25 protein-coding genes are annotated in these 26,024 nt (G+C 31.8%); 12 read left to right on the top strand and 13 right to left on the bottom strand.

Features of this window, described 5'->3' with window-relative positions; translation table 11 throughout:
- Positions 1 to 192: 192 nt before the first annotated feature.
- The 10 genes from DU428_RS02555 to DU428_RS02510 all read left to right on the top strand — a co-directional run bounded on the left by DU428_RS02555 (position 193) and on the right by DU428_RS02510 (position 10,452).
- Positions 193 to 645, top strand: a complete 453-nt coding sequence (locus DU428_RS02555; protein ID WP_113965732.1) for a hypothetical protein — start codon at positions 193 to 195, stop codon at positions 643 to 645.
- 132 nt (positions 646 to 777) lie between these two features.
- Positions 778 to 1,395 carry a DUF6705 family protein gene (locus DU428_RS02550; protein WP_123796483.1) on the top strand — a complete coding sequence of 206 codons (618 nt, stop codon included), beginning with the start codon at positions 778 to 780 and terminating at the stop codon, positions 1,393 to 1,395.
- Between the two features lie 790 nt (positions 1,396 to 2,185).
- The gene (locus DU428_RS02545) at positions 2,186 to 2,758 is read left to right on the top strand and encodes a hypothetical protein (protein WP_072347958.1); all 573 of its coding nucleotides are present in this window, start codon (positions 2,186 to 2,188) and stop codon (positions 2,756 to 2,758) included.
- Between the two features lie 12 nt (positions 2,759 to 2,770).
- Positions 2,771 to 3,061 (top strand): DUF805 domain-containing protein, encoded by a 291-nt coding sequence (locus DU428_RS02540; RefSeq protein ID WP_072347960.1) that lies wholly within the window; start codon positions 2,771 to 2,773, stop codon positions 3,059 to 3,061.
- Positions 3,062 to 3,485: 424 nt separating this feature from the next.
- Positions 3,486 to 4,121: a glycoside hydrolase family 19 protein gene (locus DU428_RS02535; RefSeq protein WP_072347962.1), complete on the top strand. Its 636-nt coding sequence runs from the start codon at positions 3,486 to 3,488 to the stop codon at positions 4,119 to 4,121.
- Between the two features lie 846 nt (positions 4,122 to 4,967).
- Positions 4,968 to 5,318, top strand: a complete 351-nt coding sequence (locus tag DU428_RS02530; RefSeq protein WP_113965730.1) for a hypothetical protein — start codon at positions 4,968 to 4,970, stop codon at positions 5,316 to 5,318.
- 54 nt (positions 5,319 to 5,372) lie between these two features.
- A complete protein-coding gene (locus DU428_RS02525) occupies positions 5,373 to 6,128 on the top strand; it encodes a GLPGLI family protein (protein WP_072347966.1) in 756 nt (251 codons plus the stop codon).
- Positions 6,129 to 6,185: 57 nt separating this feature from the next.
- Positions 6,186 to 8,867, top strand: coding sequence for a carboxypeptidase-like regulatory domain-containing protein (locus DU428_RS02520; RefSeq protein ID WP_113965729.1), 2,682 nt, complete (start codon positions 6,186 to 6,188; stop codon positions 8,865 to 8,867).
- Positions 8,868 to 8,981: 114 nt separating this feature from the next.
- On the top strand, positions 8,982 to 9,683 hold the full coding sequence (locus DU428_RS02515) for a CoA transferase subunit A (RefSeq protein WP_113965728.1): 702 nt from the start codon (positions 8,982 to 8,984) through the stop codon (positions 9,681 to 9,683).
- Positions 9,684 to 9,798: 115 nt separating this feature from the next.
- Positions 9,799 to 10,452, top strand: coding sequence for a CoA transferase subunit B (locus tag DU428_RS02510; RefSeq protein ID WP_072348874.1), 654 nt, complete (start codon positions 9,799 to 9,801; stop codon positions 10,450 to 10,452).
- A gap of 290 nt (positions 10,453 to 10,742) precedes the next feature.
- On the opposite strand, the gene DU428_RS02505 is transcribed toward DU428_RS02510, so the two are convergent.
- The 13 genes from DU428_RS02505 to hemA all read right to left on the bottom strand — a co-directional run bounded on the left by DU428_RS02505 (position 10,743) and on the right by hemA (position 23,881).
- Positions 10,743 to 12,434, bottom strand: coding sequence for an ABC transporter ATP-binding protein (locus DU428_RS02505; protein WP_113965727.1), 1,692 nt, complete (start codon positions 12,432 to 12,434; stop codon positions 10,743 to 10,745).
- Between the two features lie 79 nt (positions 12,435 to 12,513).
- On the bottom strand, positions 12,514 to 13,227 hold the full coding sequence (locus tag DU428_RS02500) for a 3'-5' exonuclease (protein ID WP_072347972.1): 714 nt from the start codon (positions 13,225 to 13,227) through the stop codon (positions 12,514 to 12,516).
- A gap of 31 nt (positions 13,228 to 13,258) precedes the next feature.
- On the bottom strand, positions 13,259 to 14,419 hold the full coding sequence (locus DU428_RS02495) for a serine hydrolase domain-containing protein (protein ID WP_072347974.1): 1,161 nt from the start codon (positions 14,417 to 14,419) through the stop codon (positions 13,259 to 13,261).
- A 79-nt stretch (positions 14,420 to 14,498) separates the two neighbouring features.
- Complete coding sequence (locus DU428_RS02490; RefSeq protein WP_072347976.1) at positions 14,499 to 15,029, bottom strand: methylated-DNA--[protein]-cysteine S-methyltransferase; 531 nt, start codon at positions 15,027 to 15,029, stop codon at positions 14,499 to 14,501.
- Positions 15,029 to 16,114, bottom strand: a complete 1,086-nt coding sequence (locus tag DU428_RS02485) for a CNNM domain-containing protein (protein ID WP_072347978.1) — start codon at positions 16,112 to 16,114, stop codon at positions 15,029 to 15,031. Before DU428_RS02485 ends, DU428_RS02490 begins: the two co-directional genes overlap by 1 nt.
- Before the next feature lie 20 nt (positions 16,115 to 16,134).
- Positions 16,135 to 17,124, bottom strand: coding sequence for a porphobilinogen synthase (gene hemB, locus DU428_RS02480; RefSeq protein WP_113965896.1), 990 nt, complete (start codon positions 17,122 to 17,124; stop codon positions 16,135 to 16,137).
- Between the two features lie 5 nt (positions 17,125 to 17,129).
- Positions 17,130 to 17,519 carry a YchJ family protein gene (locus DU428_RS02475; RefSeq protein ID WP_072347980.1) on the bottom strand — a complete coding sequence of 130 codons (390 nt, stop codon included), beginning with the start codon at positions 17,517 to 17,519 and terminating at the stop codon, positions 17,130 to 17,132.
- A gap of 1 nt (position 17,520) precedes the next feature.
- A complete protein-coding gene (gene hemF / locus DU428_RS02470; protein ID WP_072347982.1) occupies positions 17,521 to 18,423 on the bottom strand; it encodes an oxygen-dependent coproporphyrinogen oxidase in 903 nt (300 codons plus the stop codon).
- A gap of 25 nt (positions 18,424 to 18,448) precedes the next feature.
- A complete protein-coding gene (locus DU428_RS02465; protein ID WP_072347984.1) occupies positions 18,449 to 18,988 on the bottom strand; it encodes a GNAT family N-acetyltransferase in 540 nt (179 codons plus the stop codon).
- Between the two features lie 10 nt (positions 18,989 to 18,998).
- Positions 18,999 to 19,754 (bottom strand): EI24 domain-containing protein, encoded by a 756-nt coding sequence (locus DU428_RS02460; protein WP_072348878.1) that lies wholly within the window; start codon positions 19,752 to 19,754, stop codon positions 18,999 to 19,001.
- 178 nt (positions 19,755 to 19,932) lie between these two features.
- A complete protein-coding gene (gene hemE, locus DU428_RS02455; protein WP_072347986.1) occupies positions 19,933 to 20,958 on the bottom strand; it encodes a uroporphyrinogen decarboxylase in 1,026 nt (341 codons plus the stop codon).
- A gap of 78 nt (positions 20,959 to 21,036) precedes the next feature.
- Positions 21,037 to 22,626 (bottom strand): hydroxymethylbilane synthase, encoded by a 1,590-nt coding sequence (gene hemC, locus DU428_RS02450; RefSeq protein WP_072347988.1) that lies wholly within the window; start codon positions 22,624 to 22,626, stop codon positions 21,037 to 21,039.
- Positions 22,619 to 23,881 carry a glutamyl-tRNA reductase gene (gene hemA / locus DU428_RS02445; RefSeq protein ID WP_113965726.1) on the bottom strand — a complete coding sequence of 421 codons (1,263 nt, stop codon included), beginning with the start codon at positions 23,879 to 23,881 and terminating at the stop codon, positions 22,619 to 22,621. Before hemA ends, hemC begins: the two co-directional genes overlap by 8 nt.
- 208 nt (positions 23,882 to 24,089) lie before the next feature.
- Here hemA and DU428_RS02440 point away from each other — a divergent pair, with 208 nt between their 5' ends.
- Both DU428_RS02440 and hemH read left to right on the top strand, forming a co-directional pair.
- Positions 24,090 to 24,974 carry an AraC family transcriptional regulator gene (locus DU428_RS02440; RefSeq protein ID WP_072347992.1) on the top strand — a complete coding sequence of 295 codons (885 nt, stop codon included), beginning with the start codon at positions 24,090 to 24,092 and terminating at the stop codon, positions 24,972 to 24,974.
- Between the two features lie 14 nt (positions 24,975 to 24,988).
- On the top strand, positions 24,989 to 26,020 hold the full coding sequence (gene hemH, locus DU428_RS02435) for a ferrochelatase (protein WP_072347994.1): 1,032 nt from the start codon (positions 24,989 to 24,991) through the stop codon (positions 26,018 to 26,020).
- Positions 26,021 to 26,024: the final 4 nt, after the last annotated feature.

Here is a 26,024-nt window from a genome sequence, read left to right as displayed (position 1 = left end):
GCAATTTATTCTTAAGAGATTTATTAGAGTACTAAAATTTATATACAGGGGGAAATTCAAATAGGGTTAAAAATAGATGGCTACCCATTTAGAGTTCGTAGAGAAATAACAGTCCTTATTGCATATAATTACTCTACTGGTGTGCTAAACGAAAATATTAGTTACTGGTATTATACACATTAAGTTTATATTATGAAGACAAGTAACATATTTTTATTATGCATATTTTTTGTTTTTGCATGTAAATCACACGCTCCATTTACAAATCTAAAAGAAAAACAGGAATCAATAGCTTTAATAAAAAATAAAATAAATTTAACTAATGAGGAATTTTATTTATTAAAAAAAGAGGATTCTATTTTATTTGAAATCTCTAAATCTATTAAAAAAAATATCAGAATTTCGCTTATAAAAAGACGGATAGATTCCTTTAACCTTAATTCTTATACAAAGGATGAATTTTTACAAATGCTAAAAGTTGATAGAATAGGAAATGGTTGGGAAATTGAGCTTGATAGAGATGGAAAACTAAGGAATTATCATAAAATAGAAAACTATAAAGAAGCTGAAGGGTTTTTAAAAAAAGTTGATAGTGCTTTTTCCAAAGATAATAAAGTGAAAATGGACACATTAAGAAACAAATAAATACTGCCTATAACCAAATATATAAATAACTGCAGTTAAGAACTATAGTGTTTCATAGGTAAGAAATAAATTTAAATCCGTGTTTGTATGTGTTACGGTAGAAAGAGAACCGTGCAACTAAACAAAATCATTATGAAACAATTCTTTTTTATCACTATAACATTAATTACTTTTTTTTCTTGTAAAGCGCAAACATTTCCACTATATGATACTCCTAACGATTTTGATGTAGATAATGCCTACTATAAGGATATAGATGGTGATTTAACAAAATTAATAGGAACTTGGCAATATACTAATGGTAATGAATCACTCAAACTTATAATTAAAAAGAAAGAACAAGATACTGTAAATGCTAGAAATATTTTATACAAAGAAGATGTCTTATACGGAGAATATTTGTACATAGATTCCAATGGAACAGAAATTGTTAATACATTAAGTCTTATTGATACATTTTCTAACATTTATCAGCATTCGCTTTATGGTAATTATATCATATCTAAAAATCATTTACCAAGTTGCAATGAATGTACTGAAAGTGAACGTCGTGTGAAAATTTCTATAGAAGATCATTTGCGCAATTATTTCGATTATGAAATGGAAATAAGACATATTCCTGCTCAATCTGGTAATTCTGAACAAATAAAAATTAAAATAAAATTATCTGATATGTCTATAGTGCTTGAGGGTCAACCAGATGATGATAGAATACCAACTCACCAAGAAATAATTTTAACCAAACAATAAAAAACCAACCACAACCAAGCACATATAAAAGCAATTAAGAGCTAAATTTAAACTTTAGCTCTTTTTTGCTATAAGAATAAAAACCTAGTTTTTCACCCAATAAAAAGGCAACAAGCTTAAATAAAAATAAGCAAAACCATTCTTCTCTAAATGGTATTTTGCTTAAAACCCCTTTTTTTACGGGAAAACCGTAATGGGTTTTGTAAGAAATTGGCTCTTTTCGATGAAATGCAAAAAAACAAGATTAAAAGTAGAGTGATTTGTTTTTTTTTTTTTTTTTTTTAGGTTTGACTTGTTTGAGGCAAAAATTTAAATCTTAGCCCATTAAAAATTTGCTAAAGACACCAAGATTAATCTATAACTAGTACTAGTTTTTTCAACATTTCTGCTTCGGCAGCAATTTACTCTTAAGAGATTTATTAGTGTACTAAAAAATAATAACGGCTTGTTATTTTAATACACATCGGCTATACATTTTTCGGCTAAAAAATTCGGCTAAATTTTTACTAACCAACCAGTACAAAACTACATACTGGTTTAAAATTTTAGAATTTATGAAAAAACAGCTATATATAAATCATTTAAAACACTTAGCCTTACTCTTAGTGTTTTCTATAGTTATGGGTAATTAAATTTAATAGAACAGTTAAGAAAATAACAAACGTGAGACTAACCATCTTGCAACCAGAAAGTAATCTGAAGTAAAATATGATTTAAAATTACAACTATTTAAATACAAATAACAACCAATTAGCCTTAGAAAAAGAAAAGGCACTCAAAAATTAAAAAAATGACAAAATTTAGATTAAGTATTCTAGTTACAGCTACATTATTACTTATAAGTATAATTACCACTTCTTGTTCAAATGAAAATATTAGTGATGAAAAAATTACAAATGAAATTAAAACAACTGGCACTATGTTTTTTGAGCAAAATTCTAATAATTTTTCTACTGCAAAAAACAATAATCATACGAATAAATATCAAGAACTTAATATTGAGTTCTCTTTTATTTCTGACGATCCACTTCCTGACTTTAATAATGACGAAGAATTAACTAATTATTTTCAAAATAATATAGACCAACTCAACGGCTCATTTATCTACTCTATTAATAACGAGATTTTATATGAATCAATTGTTATTAATGGGATCGAAAATGCACTTCCGAATACTAATGATAATTATACGCAACAATTATATAGAGGATGTGATTACGAAAGTATTAGACAATGTACCAGAGATTCTATTGACAATATGGGCACAATAAGTAAATTAGTTTGTATTGCAGCTGGATTTGCTTGCGTGGCTGAAGAGTTCGCAAACTGTGCTTATACAAATTGTGGAGGTCCACAGTTATAAATTTAACGTTTTATGAAATATTACATTAATGCCTTTAAAAAGGCTACAGACATTCAAAGTAAGGCTTCAATTAAAGAGTTTTGGTATTTTATGTTAATTAACATAATAATCTCAATTTTCATTGGTGTTTTGAAGGCTGCATTTGGGTTAAATCATATTGGAACTATATACAATATAATTATAATAATTCCATTTACCACTTTAGGGTTTAGAAGGCTAAACGAAGTTGGTCTTTCAAAATGGCTATTTTTAATTCCATTTGTGAACTTAATTCTAGCTGGGTTACCCAAAGAAAAAAAATAAAAGCCCATAACAATATATATATAAAACACCTAAAAAGAGCTATACTCAAGTTTCGCTCTTTTCTGCTATTTTTGTCTTTAAACCGAAAATCAGTTCATATAAATCTGCTATATTTCATATACAAATACATTATTAGTGCATGCCAAAAGGAAGAACTAAACCAGCTAGAAGCAATAACCACAACGGAAATGTCTTATAAAGTTATTTCACTTAACGAAATAGAAAAATTAAAACCTGTCATAATACTAACCAAGACGACCCATGCCAAACCTCTGGTACAAATATTCTAGATGGACAACCTATAGCAGGTATTGGTGGCGATTGTGCGCCAAATGAAGAAACTGGTGTTAAGCCACCTACAGAACCACAAGAAGAAGATGATTGTAATACCTCTAAAGAGGATTTAAAGAAAATTTTTCCTAATATGTCTGATAATAATGCGTCTACACTAGAAGCTGTAATTAATGATAAAGGAAAAGATTTTGGGATTGATACAAAAGAGAAATTACAACATTTTTTATCACAGGCAGGTCATGAAGTTGGAGGTTTTGCTAATGGTTTTGGTGTTGAGGAAAGTACTAATTATACAACTAAGTCACGATTATTGAAAATTTTCCCTAAATATTACTCTGAAACTGACACAGTAAATAAAAAGAATCCAGATATATACGTTAGTAATCCATCTGGTCATGCAAATTATGTATACTGTTGTCGAATGGGAAATGGAGATGTGGTAAGTGGAGATGGCTATAAGTATAGAGGAAGAGGTATATTTCAATTAACAGGAAGAAGTAATTACACTAATTTTCAAACTTGGTATAACAACAAATATGATCCAGATAAAGATTTTGTTTCTAGTCCTGAATTATTAAAAGACAATGATACAATTGCAATATTAAGTGCTCTTTGGTTTTACAAAACTAGTGTAATAGATAAAATCACAATAAATACAAATACAACTGTAAAAACAGTAACAAAAAAAGTTAATGGTGGAAAAAATGGTTTAACTGATAGAAAAGAAATTTTCGAAAAAGCAAAAGACTCAATATCTTGTTTATAATATAAATATATAAAATATACTAAAAATGGAAAATAATAAAATTATTCATAATTGCTTTATTTATACTATTCTCAAATAGCTGTAAAGCACAACAAGCACAACCAAACATAGCAACAGAAATTATTGGTACTTGGGTTGCAGAAGATGATCCAAATGTAAAATGGGTATTTAATACAAATAACCAGTGTTTAGATTATTATAATAATGTTTTAGAGGACACCTATAGCTATACTATTTCACATCAATGCGATTCAGAAACAGATGTGAATACTTGGTTTTTGAAAATGATTGATTTAGAGGATTTAAGCCATAGATGTTATGAGCTTTATGGTGCTAATTTCGAAAACAACAACACTCTTTCTATAAGAGATATGATAAGCGGTAAAATATTCGTATATAATAAAAACTAACCACAACCAAGCACATATAAGAGCAATTAAGAGCTAAATTTAAACTTTAGCTCTTTTTTGCTATAAGAATAAAAACCTAGTTTTTCACCCAATAAAAAGGCAACAAGCTTAAATAAAAATAAGCAAAACCATTCTTCTCCAAATGACTTTTTGCTTAAAAACAGCCCGTTTTTTACGGTTTTCCCGTAAATAACAACTTGTAGGAAAAGTTTTCTAAAAATACTTGTGAGAACCGTTTTTTTTTTTTTTTATGTTCGCGGAGTATTCCAGTTATTTTAAGTACTAAGAAGCCTTAAATTAATAAGAGTACAGTTGCAACACCAATAACTTGCGCAAGTTTATTTTTACAATTAGCTTCTTAAAAATGCTTCTAGCTTCTTAATTTATAATAACCAACCAGTACTTAAACTATAAACTGGTTTAAAATTTTAGAATTATGAAAAATTTATTTTTTGTTTTAGCTTTTATGCTAATGGGAACAACGATTGCGCGTTCATCAATTAATGATGAAAAAGTAGTGATTCAAATAGAAACTACAGATCTATCAGAAACTACAGATCTATCAGAAAAGATTAATACAAATGTGAGCTTTAATTCTTTTTCAGATTTTGAGAATTTTGATGTTGATCAAATTTTTAATAAAAAGGATTGTACTGTTTCTGTATCAGTCACTGTAAGTTTAGGAATTGTTTCAGTTACTTTGACGGCAGAAAACATACCTTGCAGTGAGGTTAGTGCTACTATAAAGAGATTGTATGCAGAAGCCAAACAAGCATTATCCGCTTAATTAACCCTAAATAATCTACCTTAAATTAATTTAAGGTAGATTTTTTATATATAAATGAAAAAACATATAATTATTCTCTTTTTAATAGTACCTATAAACTTTCTGTTTTCTCAAGAAATTAACTTTACTGGTAAAATTGAATATAAAATGACTGTAGCAATTAATAGACCTATTGAATATAAGTCTGAACTGTTTTTTAATAACACACATTCATTATTTGTGTATACAGAAGTTCTCCAGGAAAATGTAGAGGAAATAGATGACTCTAATAATCTAAACTTTAATATAATTTTAAAAGATTCTTTAGCTAAAGAGATATTCATAAACAAATCTAATGATTCTTTATATGAAAAGCATAAAAACCTTATAAGTAAAAACTCCTATTATTCTGTTGAGAGAGTTCCAAAAATAAAATGGAACATTACTAACCAAACAAAGAAAATTAAAGACATTGAATGTTATTTAGCAAAAACTACTTTTAGAGGAAGGAACTATTTAGTTTGGTTTGCACCTTCATTAGTTAATCCAGTTGGGCCATGGAAATTTAACGGCTTGCCAGGAATAATTCTAGAAGCTTATGACGATAAAAGGGAAGTAACCTTTTATGTAAATAGAATTACAATACCCTATCACTTTACTAATAAACCGTTAAATCAAGAACTAAGCGTTTTGAGTCTAAACGAGCACCTGCATATTATGAATAATATAGACAGTGAAATAGGAAAGAAAATTCAGTCTAAATTTGGAAGAGGTATCCAGGTAAAAGTAGAAACCAAAATTAGTACGATTGAATTAAATTTTAATGACTAAAATAAGTTGGTTAAATTTTTCTAAAAGCATCACTCTAAAAGAAATAATTATATATAAATGTGGAAAAGAAACAAAATAAGATTTAACTTTTTCCTTCTTATAATAACAGTATTCATATTTCAAGGCGTTTGTTTTTCACAAACAACAATTTATGGCTCCATAAAAGACAACTCCAACAACTTATATTCGGTTAGTGTGATACTTAAAGATAGCTTGTCTCATGCAATTATAGCTTATACATATTCAGACAATAAAGGTAATTACACCATTAAAACAAACGATAAAGGTAAATATAATTTAGTGTTTTCTGCTCTAGGTTATGCTTCTAAAACGGTTCCTATAATTTTAAATGCTACTAAAAATGAAATTCAAATAGATGTAGTTTTAAAAGAAAAATTAGAAAGTTTAGACGAAGTTATTATTCAAGCCGATTTGCCTATTTCAATAAAAAAAGACACTATTGCATTTAAAACTAAGTATTTTACTACTGGAACAGAGCAAACAGTCGAGGAGTTGCTAAAAAGAATTCCAGGCATTCAAATAGATAGTGATGGAGCAATAAAAGTAGGCAATCAAGAAATTGAAAAACTAATGGTAGATGGCGATGACCTTTTTGAAAAAGGGTACAAAATACTATCTAAAAACATGCCTGCCTATCCAATTGAAGAAGTTGAGGTGCTTAATAATTACTCTAATAATAGGTTATTAAAAGGTGTTGAAGAAAGTGATAAAGTAGCTTTAAACTTAAAACTAAACGAAAAATCTAAACGCATTTGGTTTGGTAATATAGAAACCAGTATTGGCAATGACAACTTCTATCAATTTAAAGGTAATTTGATGAATTTTGGTAAAAAAAATAAATATTACTTTTTTACCAACCTTAATTCTATTGGTTATAATGCTATTGGAGATATACAAAACTTAATTCGCCCATTTCGTTTAAACCAGCCTGCAAGTATTGGAGATAATCAAAGTGTAAATTCCTTGTTAAATTTGTCTGCAAGCAACCTTAATTTTAAACAAAGCAGAACCAATTTTAATAATGCAGAACTGGTATCGCTTAACGCTATTTTTAATCCTACAGAGAAACTGAAAATAAAAACACTAGGCTTTTTTAATTGGGATGAAACCGATTTTTATAGAAACTCCATTAATTTTGTTGCTGTAGATAATATAAATTATACAAATACAGAAGATTATCACCTTCAAAATAAAAAGCGAATAGCCTTTGGAAAATTAGATTTTATCTACAATATTTCTAAAACCAAAATGCTAGAAGCTACAACCAAATACAATAATGGCAATTTTAATGATTCTTCTAATTTGGTTTTTAATGGTAATACAACTATTGAAAATTTACAACACCAAAACACACTTTTAGACCAGAAAATTAGTTACACAAATAAATTTAAAGACAAAACAGTTTTTCTTTTAACAGGCCGGTTTATAGATGAAAAAACACCTCAACATTATAGCATTAATCAGTTTTACTATCCAGTTTTGTTTCCTGCATTAAGTACAGCAAATAATGTAAGTGAGCAAAATATTAATCATATGCAATTTACAGGTATAAATGCGCACTTACTAGACCGAAAAGAAAACGGGCATTTATTAGAAATACAATTGGGTAATGAGTTTAGAAAAGATAAATTAGCAACAACATTTTCAATATTAGAAGATGATTTGGTTTTAGAGCAACCAAATAATTATAAAAACCAAACATCCTATCAAGTTAACAACTTGTATTTTAAAAGTAAATACCGCTTAAAAATAAATTCTTTTGAGGTTATAGGTAAGGTAGATGTTCATCAGCTTTTTAATAGTCTAGAAAATAATAATAAAGCTAGTAATCAAAATCCATTTTTCATCAATCCTAGTTTAGGACTTGATTGGAAAATTAACGAAAAAAATAAAATCACTACCTCTTATTCTTACAATACAACAAATGCAAAAATATTAGATGTATTTAGCAATTTTGCTTTTACTGGCTATAGATCGTTTACTAAAGGTACAGGAGGTTTTAATCAACTACATGTTTCAAGTGCAGTCCTTAATTATCAACTTGGTAATTGGAGCGATCGTTTTTTTGCAAATACATTTATATTGTATAGTAAAGATCATGATTTCTTTTCAACCAACACAATACTAAGCCAAAACCATACCCAATCTGAAAAAATAGTAATTAAAAACAAAGAGTTTATAACGGTTAATTCTAACCTAGATTATTATTTTAAGTTTATTTCTTCTAACTTAAAACTAGATGTAGCTTTTACAAAAAGTGAATTTAAAAACAGTGTGAATAATCAAGATTTACGGCACGTAAACTCTAATAGTTATAATTATGGTTTAGAATTGCGTTCTGGTTTTAAAGGTGTTTTTAACTACCATATTGGTACAAAATGGACAAACACAGAAATAGAAACTACCATAAACAATTCGTTTACAAATAATGTGAGTTTTTTAGATTTATCTTTTGTTTTTAATAATAATTTAGATTTTAAATTACAAACAGAACGCTATTATTTTGGTAATTTACAAGCTGATAAAAACTATTATTTTTTAGATTTGGATGCAAGCTATAAACTCATAGAAAACAAATTAACATTAGGACTTACAGGAAAAAACCTGTTTAACACCAAAAGCTTTAAAAGCTTTTCAATAAGTGATATTGGGTCATCAACAACAGAATATAGATTGCTACCAAGGTTTATACTTTTAAAATTAGAATATAGATTTTAGCATAAATATTCCATTAAAAAAAATCTCCCTAATAGTCACACATAATTAAAAAGCCATTCTTTTCAGAATGGTTTTTTATTTCGTATTTTTCAGTTCCAATAAAAACAATTCAAAATGATTAATAAAAAAGTACATTCAGTTCAAGAAGCATTGCAAGGAGTTCAAGATAATATGACCTTCATGTTTGGTGGTTTTGGGCTTTCTGGTATTCCTGAAAATTCTATTGCAGAATTAGTGAAAATGAATACCAAAGGCTTAACCTGTATTTCTAATAATGCTGGAGTAGATAATTTTGGCTTAGGCTTATTATTGCATCAAAATCAAATTAAAAAAATGATTTCATCGTATGTTGGTGAAAACGCAGAATTTGAACGCCAAATGCTTTCTGGCGAGCTGGAAGTAGAACTTATTCCGCAAGGAACCCTAGCAGAACGCTGTAGAGCAGCACAAGCAGGTTTTCCGGCAATTTATACTCCTGCTGGTTATGGTACAGAAGTAGCAGATGGAAAAGAAACTAGAGAGTTTGATGGCAAAATGTATGTGCTTGAACATGCTTTTAAAGCAGATTTTGCTTTTGTAAAAGCTTGGAAAGGGGATGCAGCTGGAAACCTAATCTTTAAAGGAACGGCAAGAAATTTTAACCCTAATATGTGCGGAGCAGCTAAAATAACAGTTGCCGAAGTAGAAGAATTAGTGCCTGTAGGAACATTAGACCCTAATCAAATTCATATTCCAGGAATATTTGTGCAACGCATCTTTCAAGGAGAAAAATATGAAAAACGAATAGAACAACTTACAGTAAGAAAAAGAGAATAGAAAGTTATTGTTCCTGCGAGCCTGTTTGCAACAGGCAGGGCGGGAATCTACTTGTAATAATAAAGTTTCAATTAAAAAGATTCCTGCTTTCGCAGGAATGACAAAAACTAAGAAAATGTTAGATAAAACAGGAATTGCAAAACGAATAGCTAAAGAGGTACAAGACGGTTATTATGTGAACCTTGGTATTGGTATTCCAACTTTAGTAGCAAATTACGTTAGAGAAGATATAGAGGTAGAGTTTCAAAGTGAAAATGGTGTGCTAGGAATGGGGCCATTTCCTTTTGAAGGAGAAGAAGATGCAGATATTATAAACGCAGGAAAACAAACCATTACCACGCTTCCAGGAGCAAGTTTTTTCGATTCGGCTATGAGTTTCTCTATGATTAGAGGAAAACATGTGGATCTTACCATTCTAGGAGCCATGGAAGTTGCTGAAAATGGTGATATTGCCAACTGGAAAATTCCAGGTAAAATGGTAAAAGGAATGGGAGGCGCAATGGATTTGGTTGCAAGTGCAGAAAATATCATTGTAGCTATGATGCATACTAATAGAGCAGGGGAGTCTAAATTACTTAAAAGATGTAGCTTGCCATTAACCGGTGTAGGTTGTGTAAAGAAAATTGTTACTAACCTAGCCGTTTTAGAAGTTACCAAAGAAGGTTTTAAACTTCTAGAAAGAGCTCCAGGAGTTTCCGTTGAAGAAATTAAGAAAGCAACAGAGGGAAACCTTATTGTAGAAGGGGAGATTCCGGAAATGATTTTATAGAAATGATTAATTTTAACGATAAATTAAGTGTACTTGGATGGCTTAAATGTTAAAATTTTGTGCCTTTTATCGAAATTCGATGCTTTTTAGCTGTTTTTTATTAAATAAATTTTCATATTAGTAGCACCTAACTAACCAACCAAATATTTAATTTAATCTGTTAAAGATTAAAACCAATTTTTTTAAGAATGATGAATACAGATTTATTTTTTTTAAGATTATTTAAAAAAGTAAAGAATACTTTTAAGTTTATTGGAAGTATTATGTATTTAACCAAAAAAGTATTCATGCTATAACCCTTTTGGGATAGCATGAATAAGTTTTTTGGTGTATTCTTTTTTCGGATTGTTGTAAATCTCATCCGCATCTGCTAATTCTTCAATTTTACCAGCATTCATTACTAGTAATTGATCTGCCATATATTTTACAACAGCTAAATCGTGCGAAATAAATATATAGGTAAAACCAAAGTCTGCTTTAAGCTCATTTAGTAAATTTAAAACCTGTGCCTGTACAGAAATATCTAAAGCAGAAACCGATTCATCACAAATAATTAATTTCGGTTGTAGAGCTATCGTTCTTGCTATTCCTATACGCTGCCTTTGCCCGCCAGAAAACTCATGTGGATATCTATCGTAGCTATCTGCTCCTAAACCAACTCTATTTAAAATTTCTAAAACCTTTTCTTTTCTTTCTTTATCCGAAGAAAAAAGTTTGTGCACCTTCATTGGTTCTAGGATAGCATTTCCTACCGTTAGTCTTGGGTTTAATGAAGCATAAGGATCTTGAAATATAATTTGAATTTCTTTCCTTAATTCTCGCATTTTCTGCTTTAAAACTTTTGTAATATCTTCTCCTTTATAAATAATGCTTCCGGCAGTAGCCTTGTCTAATTGTAAAATAGCTTTTCCTAGTGTAGATTTTCCGCATCCAGATTCTCCTACCAATCCTAAAGTTTCTCCTTCATATAATTTAAAACTCACATTGTTTACAGCTTTAAATCCTTCGGTTTTATGAAACAAGCCAGAAGTGTTAAAATATTCCTTTTCTAGGTTTATAATTTCTAATAAAGGGGCTTTACTGTAAATGGTTTTGTGATGTTTTTCTCGGTCTGCTTCTGTAATAATTTCTTTAGATGTTGTATCCTGCAGATAATCCTGAATAGTTGGTAGGGTTTTAAGTCTGTAATCTAAGGATGGCCTCGAGCTAATTAAGGCTTTAGTATAATTATTCTTAGGCTTAGTAAAAACTTCTTGTAGGTCGCCTTGCTCCACAACTTCGCCTTTATACATCACTAAAACACGATGGGCAATTTCAGAAATTAAAGACAGGTCATGCGTTATAAACAAAATGCTCATATTGTTTTTTGCCTGAAGCTCTTTTAAGAGCTGTATTATTTCCTTTTGTACCGTAACATCTAATGCGGTTGTAGGCTCGTCTGCGATAAGTATTTCGGGCTCACAAGCAATCGCCATTGCAATCATAACACGCTGCATTTGTCCGCCAGAAATTTCGTGAGGATATTTATTATAAGTCGTTTCTGGAATTGGGAGTTTTACTTGTTCAAAAAGAGAAATTACTTTTGCTTTTGCCTCGGTTTTACTAATGTTTTTATGTTGTAAGATAACTTCTGAAACTTGTTTTCCGCAAGTCATAGAAGGATTTAAAGAACTCATTGGTTCTTGAAAAATCACCGATATTTTATTGCCTCTTATTTCCTGAAAAGCTTTAGAATCTAGTGTTGTTAAGTCTTCGCCTTTAAACAAAATACTTCCTGAAGTAATTTCAGATATTTTCTTTGGAAGTAATCCAAGAATAGCCATAGTAGAAACTGATTTTCCTGAACCAGATTCTCCTACAATACCTAATATTTCGTTTTGTTGTAGCTGATAGGAAATATTGTGAATTATTTCTTTTTCTTCAGAATTATTAAAGAAAGAAATAGAAAGATTTTCTACAGAAAGAATATTGTTTTTAGACATAGATCACGGTGCAACTTACAGCCGAAAATTAACGATAAAAAAAGAATTATGGTTTATTAAAAGACTTTAATTTTCCTTTCTAAATATGAATAATCTCATTGTCATGAAGTATATCATCCCCACGAAGCCTTAAGAAAACCTGTGCTACAGCTATGGTGTCCTTTTCGCAGTAGGTAATAATTCTATCAATTTCTTTTTCTTCGTAATACACTCTATACACCTCGCTACCATCAATATCATCTTTTGGTGATGGAATTCCTAACACATTTGTTAGTAGTTTTAGGGAAGTAAAGTTTTTGTAGTCTCCAAACTTCCATAGTTCTAAAGTATCTAGGTGCGGTACTTCCCAAGGTTTTTTTCCAAATAGATTTAGTTTGTATGGTAATTCTATATGGTGAATAATCATACGTCTAGCTATATAGGGAAAATCAAACTCCTTGCCGTTATGTGCACAAAGTAAGTGCTGTGACTGACTAAAATAGGTATCGATTAGGTTTTTGAAGTCTTTTAAGATTTTTTCTTCTTCACCATAAAAAGATGTCACTCTAAAATTTCGAATATCTCCTTGGTTTTTAAAATACCCAACAGAAATACACACAATTTTACCAAATTCTGCCCAAATTCCAGCTCGGTCATAGAAGTCTTCAGCGGTAAATTCGTCTTTTCTTTGATATTGTGTTTTATGCTCCCAAAGCGCTTGTTTGGTTTCGTCTAAATCTGAAAAATATTGGGTTTCAGGAACCGTTTCAATATCTAAAAATAATATGTTTTCAAGATGTAATTTAGAAATCATGATTACTTTCCGCGAAAGCGATTTTTTAAAGTTAATTTTTATCTAATGCAAGCATCTTATAGGCTTCTTCAATATAGGTGGAAATATCTTCTGAAAATGTTGCTACCTCATTTTTAGGTCCTTTAGAATGTCCTAAACGAACAATAATGATATTGTCTGTTGGCTCTACAATAACATACTGACCTAGATGCCCTCGCATCATAAAAAAGTTTTTATCCTCTATCTTTTTTAGCCACCAGCCATAACCATACTCCGGACTTTCAGGAAACCTAGGGGTAATAGATTTTGCTACAAAAGCAGAATCTAATAACTGCTTTCCTTGCCATTTACCATGGTCTTTATATAGCTTTCCAAAACGAGCAAAATCTCTAGCGTTACTAGCAATACAGCAGTATGCCTTTACTAGGTCGTTTTCTTCACTATCTACTTGCCAGTAGGCTTGGTTTTCGGTTCCTAAAGGCTTCCAAAAGCTTTCTGTTAAGTAATCGTATATTTTTTTACCGGTAGCCTTTTCTATTACCATTGCAAGTAATTGTGTGTCGCCACTTGCATATTTAAACGCTTTTCCTGGTTCGTCTACTACTTTTAACCCTAAAATTACTTTAGCTAAATCATCATCAAAATATGCGCGAGTGGTTATAGATAAAGGGGAGTAGTAGGCCTCATCCCAATTGGTTCCTGATGCCATACTAGACAAATCTCCAACCGTCATTTTTGCTGCTAAACCTTCGCTAAATTCTGGATAGAAGTCGCTAACAGCTTGGTCTAAGCTTTTAATATGTCCATCCATAATAGCTTTTCCTAAAAGTGCAGATACATAAGATTTTGCTATAGAAAAAGAATTGGTTTTTGAATCCTTATCAAAGCCATCATAATAGTTTTCAAACCAAATACTATCATTTTTTATGATTAGGTATGCTATGGTTCCGTTTTGCTTATTGATGCCTTTTAGAGCTTTTGTTTCCTTAACTGCATTATAATTGGAATGATTAGGCCAGGCAAAAGGAGTTCCTACTTTTAGAGTTTTATTGTCAAAGGATTTATAATCTTCTAAAAAAGCTGTGGTATGTCCTTTGGCGTAAATAGTTCGCACTGCTTTTATAAGATAGTCTGTATCTGTAATATAAAGTACTGCAATGGTTAGTACTAAAAGAGCAGCAAGGACTTTGAATAGTTTTTTAAATATTTTCATGAAGCGCTATTTATAAGAATATTAAATATAGGAAATATTTTACGATAATAGAACTCTTTGTGTTTCTTCAAAACAGAAATTAGAACAAACTTTGCTGTTTATATGGACTTTCATGTTCTAATAGCCATTGTTTGCGTTGTAATCCGCCAGCGTAACCTGTTAGGGAGTCATCGCTTCCTATTACTCTATGGCAAGGAACAACAATCCAAAGTGGGTTTTTACCATTGGCATTGGCAACTGCGCGAATAGCTTTTACGTCTCCTAGTTTCTTGGCTAGTTTAAGATAGGTGGTAGTTTTTCCGAATGGGATGTTTTCTAATGCTTTCCAAACACGTTTTTGGAAATCTGTTCCTTGTGCATTTGTTTTAAAACGGAAAGTTTTTCGGGAGCCTTTAAAATATTCCTGGAGTTGAAGGACACAGTCCTCCAACTCTAAGGGAATAATATCTGTAGTTTTTATGGTGGATTCCTGATTTTTCAGGAATTCCTTTTTGTTAGTTTCTTCTTCGAAGTGTTCTATTTGATTTAAAACCGTAATGGATGCAATACCGTCACTATCTCCAAGTATTTTGGTGTAACCTAGTGGCGTATTTATAATGCATTCTACCACTAATCTTCCGTCTTAAAATCTTCTAATAAACCGAGGCGTTTCGCTCTAGCTTCCCAACTTTTTCTAGCTAAAAGTTGCAGGTTTGCTACATCGTCACTTTCATCCATGATTTCTAAACCTAGAAGGGTTTCAATTACGTCTTCCATGGTTACCAAACCACTTACAGATCCGTATTCATCTACAACAAGCGCCATGTGGTTTTTGCTTTCAATTAACTGTTCGAATAAACGTGGAATTGGTAAGCCTCTGTTAATAATAATGATATTTCTTTTAATTTCTGAAAGTAATTTATCGCCATTACCAAAGGCCATTTCTTTAAATACTTCGTCTTTTAAAACAAGTCCTGTTATATTGTCTGGGTCCTTTGTGTAAACCGGTATTCTAGAGAATTTTATGTTGGCATTTTTTCTGAAGAAACTCTCTACTGTTTGATTTTCATCTTCAATAGTCATCACCGTTCTAGGGGTCATAACATCTTTGGCAAGAATCTCTTTAAACGTAAGCATGTTCTTGATGACTTTACTTTCTGCTTCATGAAAAACACCTTCTTCTTCCGCTAAATTTGTCATAGCACGAAAATCCTCTCTACTTAATACACTTCCGTGTGGGCTACCTCCAATAAGTTTTGTGGTAAGTTTTAGTAGCCATAAAATACCGGTGTACTTTAATGGGAAAATTAAAATGTTTAGGGTTGTAGCAGTAAAAGCCGCAAGTTTTTTCCAATAAGAAGCACCAATTGTTTTTGGAATAATTTCAGAAACTACCAATATAAGTAAAGTCATAATTGCCGAAATAATTCCTACGGTATTTATACCAAAAACTTCTATTTTAAAAGGAAGTTTTTCAGCTTCAATACCAACCATCATAGCACCCAAAGTATGGGCAATGGTGTTAAGGGTAAGAATGGCAATTAATGGTTGGTCTACATCTGCTTTTAGGGCTTCTAGCTTGAAAGCATAGTCTTTTTTCTCTTGCTTTTTAATATTTATGAATGTGGAAGTAACGCTTAGTAGTACAGCTTCCAAAATGGAACATAGAAATGAAAAGAAAATAGAAATGGTGGCCCAAAGTATTAGTGCAGTCATAGATTAAATTTTTTATGAAATTACGAAATTAATTTTACAACATCTTTTGCAAAATAACTTGCAATGATATCTGCTCCTGCTCGTTTAATGGCAGTAACTTGCTCCATCATTACCGCATCATGGTCTAACCAGCCTTTCTCTGCTGCAGCTTTAAGCATAGAATATTCTCCAGAAACTTGATAAACTGCAACCGGAACATCTACTTCGTTTTTAATTTCTCTAACAATATCTAAATAGCATAAACCTGGCTTAACCATTACGATATCTGCACCTTCGTCAATATCCATTTCTGTTTCACGAATTGCTTCAAAACGGTTAGCGTAATCCATTTGATAAGATTTTTTGTCTTTCGGAATTTCTTTAGCATCTACTGGAGCAGAATCTAAAGCATCACGGAAAGGGCCGTAGAAAGCAGAAGCATATTTTGCAGAATAACTCATGATTCCGGTATCTACATAACCATCTTCTTCTAAAGCTTCACGAATAGATAAAATACGACCATCCATCATGTCGCTAGGTGCAACAATATCTGCACCAGCTTCTGCATGAGAAACACTCATTTCGGTTAAAACATCTACTGTATCGTCGTTTATTACTTTACCACCTTCTATAATTCCGTCATGCCCATAAATAGAATAAGGGTCTAACGCAACATCTGTCATGACTAACATTTCAGGACAAGCATTTTTAACGGCTTTAATAGCACGTTGCATTAATCCGTTTGGATTGATAGCTTCTGTTCCTTTATTGTCTTTTAAATTGTCTGGAACTTTTACAAAAAGTAGCACCGATTTTAAGCCTAGTTTCCAAAGTTCTTTCACTTCCTTTTCTAGTAAATCTAAACTATAACGGTAGTAGTTTGGCATAGAGGCAATTTCTTCTTTTACGCCTTTTCCTTCCACAACAAAAAGTGGTACAACAAAATCGTTTGGAGAAATAATAGTTTCTCTTACTAAGCTTCTAATAGCTTCGTTTGCTCTTAATCTTCTATTTCTTTTTAATGGATACATAATTTTTATTTTTTGGCATAACCTAGGTAATACCATTTGTCATTTTCTTTTATAAAAGCTGATTTTTCATGAATAAGGTCTACGTTTCCGTTTTCATAAAAATAAGCATTAAATGTTACTGTTCCTTCTGTGTCGTTTTTTAATCCCTTGCTAGTTTCTTGTACTTCTAGTTTTATCCAATTTACAGATTTTGCCCATTTTACAATAGCTTTTTTCTCTGAAGTAGGCCTAGTAGAACGATGGTGTGTTAACATTAAATAATCACCATTTGCCAAAACAAAGGCACTATATCTTGAGCGCATAAGCTGCTCTGCTGTTTCTGTTTTTCCTTCGTTTAAATGTAAAACCTCACAACATTCTTTATAGGTTTTATTATTTCCGCAGTAACAATTCATATTACACCCAATCTACAGGGTTTTGCAATACTTTGATTAGTTTTTCTTCTTCGCTTCCAGCCTCTGGGTGATGATCGTAAACCCATTGAACATGTGGTGGTAAGCTCATTAAGATACTTTCAATTCTTCCGTTTGTTTTTAAACCGAAAAGTGTTCCTTTATCGTGTACTAAATTGAATTCTACATAGCGGCCACGTCTTATTTCCTGCCAATCGCGTTGCTCTTTGGTATAAGGTAGGTCTTTTCTTTTTTCTACAATTGGAACATAGGCTTCTAGAAAACTGTCACCTACTTCGGTAACAAAATCATACCAGTTTTGCATGCTCATTTCTTCTGAAGCTTTGCAATAATCGAAGAATAAACCTCCTACACCACGGCCTTCGTTTCTATGGGAATTATAGAAGTACTCGTCGCAGCGTTTTTTATAATTAGTGTAGAATTCTGGGTGGTGTTTATCGCAGGCCGTTTTACAAGTTTGGTGAAAATGTGTAGCATCCTCCTCAAACAGATAATAAGGCGTTAAATCTTGTCCGCCACCAAACCATTGGTCTACAATTTCTCCTTTTTTATTATACATTTCAAAGTAGCGCCAATTAGCATGTACTGTTGGAACCATTGGATTTTTAGGATGTAAAACCAAACTTAGTCCACACGCAAAAAAATCGGCATCTTCTACGCCAAAATAGTTTTGCATAGAATCTGGTAGTTTCCCGTGAACAGCAGAAATATTTACGCCTCCTTTTTCAAAAACATTTCCGTTTTCAATAACACGAGTTCTTCCGCCACCACCTTCTGGTCTTTTCCAGTGGTCTTGTTGAAATGTAGCTTTACCATCTACAGCTTCTAGTTTTGCTGTAATGCTATCTTGTAAATCTTGTATGTATTGATAAAATCTGTCTTTCATTTTTTTGTTTTAAAGCTATAAGGTTTTATGCCTTATAGGTTAATTTATATAACTCCAAGTCTAAAGGACTTTCGCCTGTTGGAGTAAATTCCTTCTTCAAAGTTTTTACCCATTCAAAGCCATTGTTTTTTGCTACTTCAATGCTAGATGTATTGTCTTTATAAACTAAAATTTGCAATGTTTTTAAATCTAACTGCTTAAAAGCATATTCTGATAATAGTTGTACAGCTTGGGTAATTATTTTTTTTCCTTTAAAAGTTTCGTCAATGCAATAGCCAAATTCTCCTTGTTTTTTATCCCAGTCTAATTCTCTAATAAAAACCAAGCCCACCAAAACATTCGTTTCTTTTTCTTTAATGGGAAATATAAACTCCTCTTTATTCTGAAATTTTAATATTTGCTTTTCAGTAAATAGCTTAGATAAAGTTGGTGTTAAGTTTTCTGCTAGGGTAATTGGAAAATATCGTTTCAATCTATCTTGGTTTGAAACAACAAATTCACAGATTTCCCAAGCATCTTTTTCTTGGATTTTATTGATATAAAACTGGTTAAACTCTAGTATCATTCCGTTTTAATTATTGAACTAGATGGTTGTTTTCGTTATTCATTAATTTTACGGTGTTTATAGAGGCTGCTGTAACCGACATTGGTAAAACTAAAATAATCCCTACAACTGGAATTAATAAAAATAGCATAAATACGATACCGTTACCTATGGCTGTACCTCTGTTTTTTCTAATAAATTGAATGCTTTCTCTGTAAGAGAAATGGCGTTCTAAGGTATAATCCATATTACCGAAACCTGCATAATATGCTTGCATTAAGAATAATAATGCGGTTGAAAAGATATTTACTACAGGAATAAATTTGAGTAGTAATAATGGTATGGTAAACAGAAGTTCTTTAGTTAGGTTTCTAATATTTATTCGAATTCCGCGCCAAAGTTGTTCTGAAAATGTTGTATTACGATGAGAGTGGTTTGCTGTACCTTTAAAATGAGCTTCTATTTTTTCTGAAACTGGACTCATAAACGGAGCAGAAAGAGCCATGATTATATGTTTGTATAGGATTAATCCGATAACTAAAACGGCAATTCCGCCAACTACTGTAGAAATGTGTGCAAAAGTTTCTTTACCCCATTCCCAAATCCATAATTTGGCAATAAATCCTCCTAATTCATCTGAAAAACCATAGGCAGAAATACCTATTACTGCTGCGGTTACTAAGCTTATAATTATTGGTATAAAAAAGAATTTCCACAGTTTTAATTTGGTGATTAATGCGAAACTCTGTGTGTAAGCTGTTATACCTTTAAGTATATTTTTAACCATAGTCTTTGTTTTAAAACCAAGCCTTGCGTTAGCGATTGAGGCATTTGTTGAAGCTCTTTTATTTGCCACTAAAAGCAAATAAAAAGCGACTGCCGAAAGCGCGACCTACTTTTTAAGCAAGCTGTTTCAATTTAAACAGAAAGTTGCTTTAAAAAAGTAGGTAACGCCCACAACAAATTTATGCTTTATACTCCTTAACGGCGTCTATAAATGCTTTTGCGTTTTCTAGAGGAATATTAGGTAAAATTCCGTGTCCTAGATTAACGATATATTTGTCTTTACCAAAATCATTTATCATTTGGTGAACCATTTTCTTGATTTCTGCTGGTGGAGAAAACAGTCGAGTAGGGTCGAAGTTTCCTTGAAGTGTGATGTTTCCGCCGGTTAGATAACGTGCGTTTTTAGCAGAACATGTCCAGTCTACTCCTAGCGCTGAAGCACCAGATTTTGCCATAGTATCTAGGGCAAACCAACAACCTTTACCAAAAGCGATAACCGGAGTTTCGTCTTTTAAAGCATCGATAATTTGTTGGATATATTGCCAAGAAAATTCCTGATAATCTACCGGAGAAAGCATTCCTCCCCAAGAATCGAAAACTTGAACAGCATTAACACCTGCTTTTACTTTTTCTTTTAAGTAAGCAATCGTAGTGTCTGTAATTTTTTGTAATAATTGGTGTGCAGCAACAGGGTTTGTAAAGCAAAATTCTTTAGCCTTATCAAAATTCTTGCTTCCTTGTCCTTGTACACAGTAGCAAAGGATCGTCCATGGAGAACCAGCAAAACCAATTAAAGGAACTTCATCATTAAGTTTTTCTTTGGTTTGTTTTATTGCTTGGTAAACGTAATCAAGAGCCTCTTTTACATCTGGAACTATTACAGAATCTACATCTTTTTGTGTGCGAATAGGGTTAGGTAGATATGGACCAAAGTTAGGTTTCATTTGTACCTCGATATTCATTGCCTGTGGAATTACTAAGATATCTGAAAATAAAATAGCAGCATCCATACCATATCTTCTGATAGGTTGCACGGTGATTTCACTGGCTAATTCTGGAGTTCTGCAACGGGTAAAGAAATCGTATTTTTGTTTGATTTCCATAAATTCAGGAAGGTATCTTCCTGCTTGACGCATCATCCAAACTGGAGGACGCTCTACCGTTTCTCCTTTTAATGCTCTTAAAAATAAATCGTTTTTTATCATGACTTGTTTTATTTGTTATTTCTAAACAATCTTTTTTTGTGGTATAATTAACCTAAATGAAATTGCTTGAAATTACGTTTATTGTTTTGCATAATGCTCGTTAACCAGCTCAATAACACTTTCTACTGTTGGGATTTTTGAAATGCGCACGTCTGCAAAATGTTTGCTAGCTTCGTGAGCAGTAGTTTCCCCGATACAGAATGCTATCATTCCTTCTTTTGCAATATTTTCTTGCTTGAAACTTTGTACTGTTGATGGGCTGTAAAACATAACACCTTCAACTGTGTCTTTTAATTTTATAGGATCTAGTTTGGTTTCGTAAGCAATTACTTCGTTAACCTCTATGTTGTTTTCTGCTAAAACTGTTGGCAATGTATCTAAGTGTAAATTGCTACAGAAATAAGTAACTTCTGTTCCTTCTAAGTATTCAATTAGATATGCTGCAAGTTTTTTTGCATTTGGTTCTGCGTGATTTACTTTACCTATTCGTTTTTCTACTAAACGTTTGGTTCTTCTACCAACACAGTAAATGTTTTCGAATTGTAATTCTGCAGGAGAATAATTTTGAAGTAGTGCTTCTACGGTATTCTGACTAGTAATGATTACGTTTTTAATAGGCTTTCTAACCACTTGTGGTTTTAATCTATTAATATTAATCTTTATAAAATCGGAACTTTCAACTAAAAGGTTTTGGTTTACCAGAAGACGTTGTCTTTCGGTAAGCGATTTTGTAGAATATACTTTTGATAATTTTTCGGCACGTGTTAAACTATCCATTAAACGCTTTCCTCCACGTTCAATAATATAATCGGCACTGTATTTTGCAATATTATGGTGTTCACCAAGTTTTTCAACTCGCTTCACTTCGATTTTCTTTTGTCCGTCTTGGCTTAAAAGAACCGCTTCAAAGGTTACTTCTTCATCTTTTATAAATGCCAAAGCACCAATAGGAGCCGTACAACCACCTTCTAATCGGTTTAAGAATTCACGTTCTATACTAGTACAGATTTCTGTTTCCTCGTGATTGATTTCTTTACAGATTGCTAAGATTTCTTCGTCTTCCTCTAAGGCAGTAATCATGATAGCACCTTGAGCAGGAGCAGGAATCATCCAATCTAAATTGATAGCGTTTTCTGGTCTTTTACCAATTCTTCCTAAACCAGCTGCTGCAAAAATAGTAGCATTCCAGTGTTCGTTATCCTCTAGTTTCTGTAAACGTAAATTTACATTTCCACGAATATCCTCAATGGTATGTGTAGGGAAACGGTTAAGCCATTGTGCTTTTCTTCTTAAACTACCGGTTGCAATAACCGCGTGTTTAGAACTCAAAAACTCTTCGTTTTGTTTAAAAACTAAAGTGTCTCTTACGTTTCCACGCTTAATAACTGCAGCTTGAACAATACCTTCTGGTAAATCAGTTGGTACATCTTTAGAGCTGTGTACTGCAATATCAATATCGTAATTAAGCATAGCAATATCTAGTGTTTTAGTGAAAACACCGGTGATTCCTAGCTTGTAAAGAGGCTTATTTAAAACTAAATCTCCTGTAGATTTTACAGGAACGATTTCTGTTTTATGACCTAAGTCTTCAAGTTGTTTTTTAACTACATTAGCTTGATATAAGGCAAGTTCGCTATCGCGAGTACCAATTCGAATAATTTTAGACATTTTTTGAGGATGTTTCTAATTGAAACACTTTTTTTATGAGTTCTAGACTGTCGTCTGTAGAAATTGCATCATCTCTTAGGTGATGAGCAAAGTGGTTTGTAATTTTTTGTATGATATTATTACTAATAATTTCAGCCTGAGCTTCGTTGAAATCGTTTAGTTTTTTACGTTGTGTTTCTAGTTCCGCATTTTTGAAATCGGTTAATTTCAATTTTAAAGCTTTAATGGTAGGAGCGAATTTTCTAGTTTCTAACCAAGCATTAAATTCTGCTTTAACTTCCTCTATAATTTGTTCTGCAAGAGGAATTTGTTGTTTGCGTTTTTCTAGTGTATCATCTGTAATTTTAGAAAGATGATCTAGGTGAACTAAAGTTACGTTATCTAATTCTGTAACGTTTTCGTTTACGTTTTTAGGAATAGATAAATCTAAAATTAATAAAGGTTTATTAGCCTGAATAATATGCTTGTCTACTGTAGGCTGTTGTGCCCCAGTAGCAACAATTAATATATCTGATGCTTGAATTTCTTCTTGCAAATTCGCGTAATCTTTTACAATTAAGTTGAATTTACCAGCAACAGCTTCGGCTTTACCTTTTGTTCTATTAATTAATGTGATTTGATCATTTTTGGTGTGTTTCACCAAGTTTTCACATGTATTTCTTCCAATTTTCCCTGTTCCAAAAAGTAAAATTTCTTTGTCTGAAACATTTTCTACTTCATTTAAAATATATTGCACAGAAGCAAAGGAAACAGAAGTTGCTCCAGAAGAAATATTGGTTTCGGTTTTAATACGTTTACTAGCTTGAATAACTGCATTTAATAAACGCTCTAGAAAATGATTTAAAAGGCCGTTTTTCTTAGAAACAATTGCAGCAGATTTAAGCTGACCAATAATTTCGAAATCTCCTAAAATCTGACTATCTAATCCAGAACCAACACGAAAAACATGTGAAATAGCTTCTTTGTTTTTTAATACAAATGCTACTTCTTGAAATTCTTCAACCGTTCCTTTTGTGTTATCACAAAGTAATTTGATAAGTTGAAAAGGATGTTGTGCAAAACCGTAGATTTCGGTTCTGTTACAAGTAGAAGTTACTATAAGGCTTTCTACACCTTCTTTTTTTGCTTGTTCAAGCAATGTAAGTTTTGCTTCAGCATCTAAGCTAAAGTGCCCACGAATCTCGGCATCTGCTTTTTTGTAGCTTAAGCCTATCGCGTAAAATGAACTTCCTTTTGAAATATTGTATTGCTCCATTACCTGACTTGGATATTACCGAGCAAAAATAGAACGCTTATGTGGATAAAAGTAACGGTAAAAGAACTATTAGTGTCGTTTCTGGTTTTTTAACGATATTTTTTATTATTATATGATAAATATCCTATTTTTGTAGCCGTAACAGCACTTTTGAATCTTGTTGTTTAGAATTAGTCTAAATAGTTTACCACGAATACAAACAAAATATATGATAAAAAATGACGCTAGAGGTACTTTTGAAGAAACAAAAGTAGATGATGGTTTTTTTGTATTAACCTTTCAAAATGAAAACAAAGAAACAGTTACTGTAGAGCGAGATATAGACAGTAGTTTTATTCAATTTCATTTTTGTGTTAAGGGTTCTAGTGCCTTTCAGTTTAATAATGGCGGCTATACTCTAAATATTAAAGAGGAAACTTCTCTTTTACTTTATAATCCGCAAAGAGATTTGCCTATTCATTTAAATGTGAATCCTAATTCTTGGTTGGTTTCTTTAATTATTTCTATTAAAAAATTCCATAGTTTATTTAGTCAAGAGGCAGATTATATAACTTTTCTAAGTGCAGATAATGTAGATAAGAAATATTATAAAGACGGAAAGATTCTACCTTCTATGTCTATTGTTTTAAACCAATTGATACATTATAACTTAAATCAATCTATTAAAAATCTATATTTTAAAGGAAAGGCCTTTGAACTTTTAAGTTTGTATTTTAATAGAAATGAAGATGCAGATGTAGAGCAGTGTCCGTTTTTGGTGGATGAAACCAATGTTATTAAAATTAGAAGAGCAAAAGATATTATTATTTCTAGAATGGCAGAACCGCCAAGCTTACAGGAGTTGGCAGATGAAATTGATTTGAGCTTAAAGAAGTTAAAAGAAGGTTTTAAGCAGATTTACGGTGATTCTGTTTTTAGCTTCTTATTAGATTATAAAATGGAAGTTGCTAGGAAATATTTAGAATCTGGAGATTATAATGTAAATGAAGTAGGGCTTAAAGTAGGATATAGTACTGCTAGCCATTTTATAGCAGCATTTAAAAAGAAATATGGTACGACGCCAAAAAAATATTTAATGTCAGTATCTTCGTAGACTTAATTTATACTATGAGTAAAGGAATTTTATTAGTAAATCTAGGTTCGCCAGACAGTCCGGAACCTAATGATGTGAAAAAGTATTTAGATGAATTCTTGATGGATGAGCGCGTTATAGATATTCCGTTTGTTGCAAGAAACCTTTTAGTTAGAGGGATTATTTTAAATACAAGACCAAAACAATCTGCAGCAGCTTACAAGAAAATCTGGTGGGAAGAAGGATCTCCTTTAATTGTAATTTCTGAACGCTTACAGAAGAAAATGCAAGATAAAACAGATATTCCTGTTGGCTTAGCCATGCGTTACGGAAGTATGAGCATTAAAAAAGGGATGCAAGAATTAGTAGATAAGGGAGTAGATGAAATTTTGCTTTTTCCTTTATATCCACAATTTGCTATGGCAACCACCGAGACTATTTTAGTTCTTGCTGAAGAATTACAGAAAAAGCATTTTCCAAATGTAACTATCACATCTGTTCCAGCTTTTTATAACAAGCCAGATTATATTGAAGTATTAGCAAATAGTATTGCTAAACATTTAGAGGGGGTAGATTACGACCACTTATTGTTTTCTTATCATGGTGTTCCGGAAAGACATATTAGAAAAAGAGATGTGACAAAATCACATTGTAAAATAGATAAGAGTTGTTGTGTAACTCCAAGTAAAGCACATGAGTTTTGCTACAGACATCAATGTTTAGAGGTTACCCGATTGGTTGCTGAAAAATTAAAATTTCAAGAAGACACCTATTCCTCATCTTTTCAATCTAGGTTAGGTTTTGATCCATGGTTACAGCCTTATACAGATAGAACTATCGAAAGATTAGGGAAACAAGGAGTTAAAAATTTAGCCATCGTAACTCCTGCTTTTGTTAGTGACTGTTTAGAAACTTTAGAAGAAATAGCTATGGAAGGTCAGGAAATTTTCCACGAAATGGGAGGAAAGGACTTTACTACCATTCCGTGTTTAAACGATGATCAAGAATGGGTTGATTTACTTGCGAAATGGGTAAACCATTGGGCGAAAAATGGTTCTTTAGCATAATTTG

The sequence above is a fragment of the Oceanihabitans sediminis genome (assembly GCF_003337215.1).
Lineage (GTDB): Bacteria > Bacteroidota > Bacteroidia > Flavobacteriales > Flavobacteriaceae > Oceanihabitans > Oceanihabitans sediminis.
Note: the sequence above shows the minus strand (reverse complement) of the source record. Positions and strands in the feature narration are given on the sequence as shown.

Bases quoted from the DNA above. Each gene is read 5' to 3' on its own strand.
- DU428_RS02555 (WP_113965732.1), top strand. From the start codon at position 193: ATGAAGACAAGTAACATATTTTTATTATGCATATTTTTTGTTTTTGCA.
- DU428_RS02550 (WP_123796483.1), top strand. From the start codon at position 778: ATGAAACAATTCTTTTTTATCACTATAACATTAATTACTTTTTTTTCT.
- DU428_RS02545 (WP_072347958.1), top strand. From the start codon at position 2,186: ATGACAAAATTTAGATTAAGTATTCTAGTTACAGCTACATTATTACTT.
- DU428_RS02540 (WP_072347960.1), top strand. From the start codon at position 2,771: ATGAAATATTACATTAATGCCTTTAAAAAGGCTACAGACATTCAAAGT.
- DU428_RS02535 (WP_072347962.1), top strand. From the start codon at position 3,486: ATGTCTGATAATAATGCGTCTACACTAGAAGCTGTAATTAATGATAAA.
- DU428_RS02530 (WP_113965730.1), top strand. From the start codon at position 4,968: ATGAAAAATTTATTTTTTGTTTTAGCTTTTATGCTAATGGGAACAACG.
- DU428_RS02525 (WP_072347966.1), top strand. From the start codon at position 5,373: ATGAAAAAACATATAATTATTCTCTTTTTAATAGTACCTATAAACTTT.
- DU428_RS02520 (WP_113965729.1), top strand. From the start codon at position 6,186: ATGTGGAAAAGAAACAAAATAAGATTTAACTTTTTCCTTCTTATAATA.
- DU428_RS02515 (WP_113965728.1), top strand. From the start codon at position 8,982: ATGATTAATAAAAAAGTACATTCAGTTCAAGAAGCATTGCAAGGAGTT.
- DU428_RS02510 (WP_072348874.1), top strand. From the start codon at position 9,799: ATGTTAGATAAAACAGGAATTGCAAAACGAATAGCTAAAGAGGTACAA.
- DU428_RS02505 (WP_113965727.1), bottom strand. From the start codon at position 12,434: ATGTCTAAAAACAATATTCTTTCTGTAGAAAATCTTTCTATTTCTTTC.
- DU428_RS02500 (WP_072347972.1), bottom strand. From the start codon at position 13,227: ATGATTTCTAAATTACATCTTGAAAACATATTATTTTTAGATATTGAA.
- DU428_RS02495 (WP_072347974.1), bottom strand. From the start codon at position 14,419: ATGAAAATATTTAAAAAACTATTCAAAGTCCTTGCTGCTCTTTTAGTA.
- DU428_RS02485 (WP_072347978.1), bottom strand. From the start codon at position 16,114: ATGACTGCACTAATACTTTGGGCCACCATTTCTATTTTCTTTTCATTT.
- hemB (WP_113965896.1), bottom strand. From the start codon at position 17,124: ATGTATCCATTAAAAAGAAATAGAAGATTAAGAGCAAACGAAGCTATT.
- DU428_RS02475 (WP_072347980.1), bottom strand. From the start codon at position 17,519: ATGAATTGTTACTGCGGAAATAATAAAACCTATAAAGAATGTTGTGAG.
- hemF (WP_072347982.1), bottom strand. From the start codon at position 18,423: ATGAAAGACAGATTTTATCAATACATACAAGATTTACAAGATAGCATT.
- DU428_RS02465 (WP_072347984.1), bottom strand. From the start codon at position 18,988: ATGATACTAGAGTTTAACCAGTTTTATATCAATAAAATCCAAGAAAAA.
- DU428_RS02460 (WP_072348878.1), bottom strand. From the start codon at position 19,754: ATGGTTAAAAATATACTTAAAGGTATAACAGCTTACACACAGAGTTTC.
- hemE (WP_072347986.1), bottom strand. From the start codon at position 20,958: ATGATAAAAAACGATTTATTTTTAAGAGCATTAAAAGGAGAAACGGTA.
- hemC (WP_072347988.1), bottom strand. From the start codon at position 22,626: ATGTCTAAAATTATTCGAATTGGTACTCGCGATAGCGAACTTGCCTTA.
- hemA (WP_113965726.1), bottom strand. From the start codon at position 23,881: ATGGAGCAATACAATATTTCAAAAGGAAGTTCATTTTACGCGATAGGC.
- DU428_RS02440 (WP_072347992.1), top strand. From the start codon at position 24,090: ATGATAAAAAATGACGCTAGAGGTACTTTTGAAGAAACAAAAGTAGAT.
- hemH (WP_072347994.1), top strand. From the start codon at position 24,989: ATGAGTAAAGGAATTTTATTAGTAAATCTAGGTTCGCCAGACAGTCCG.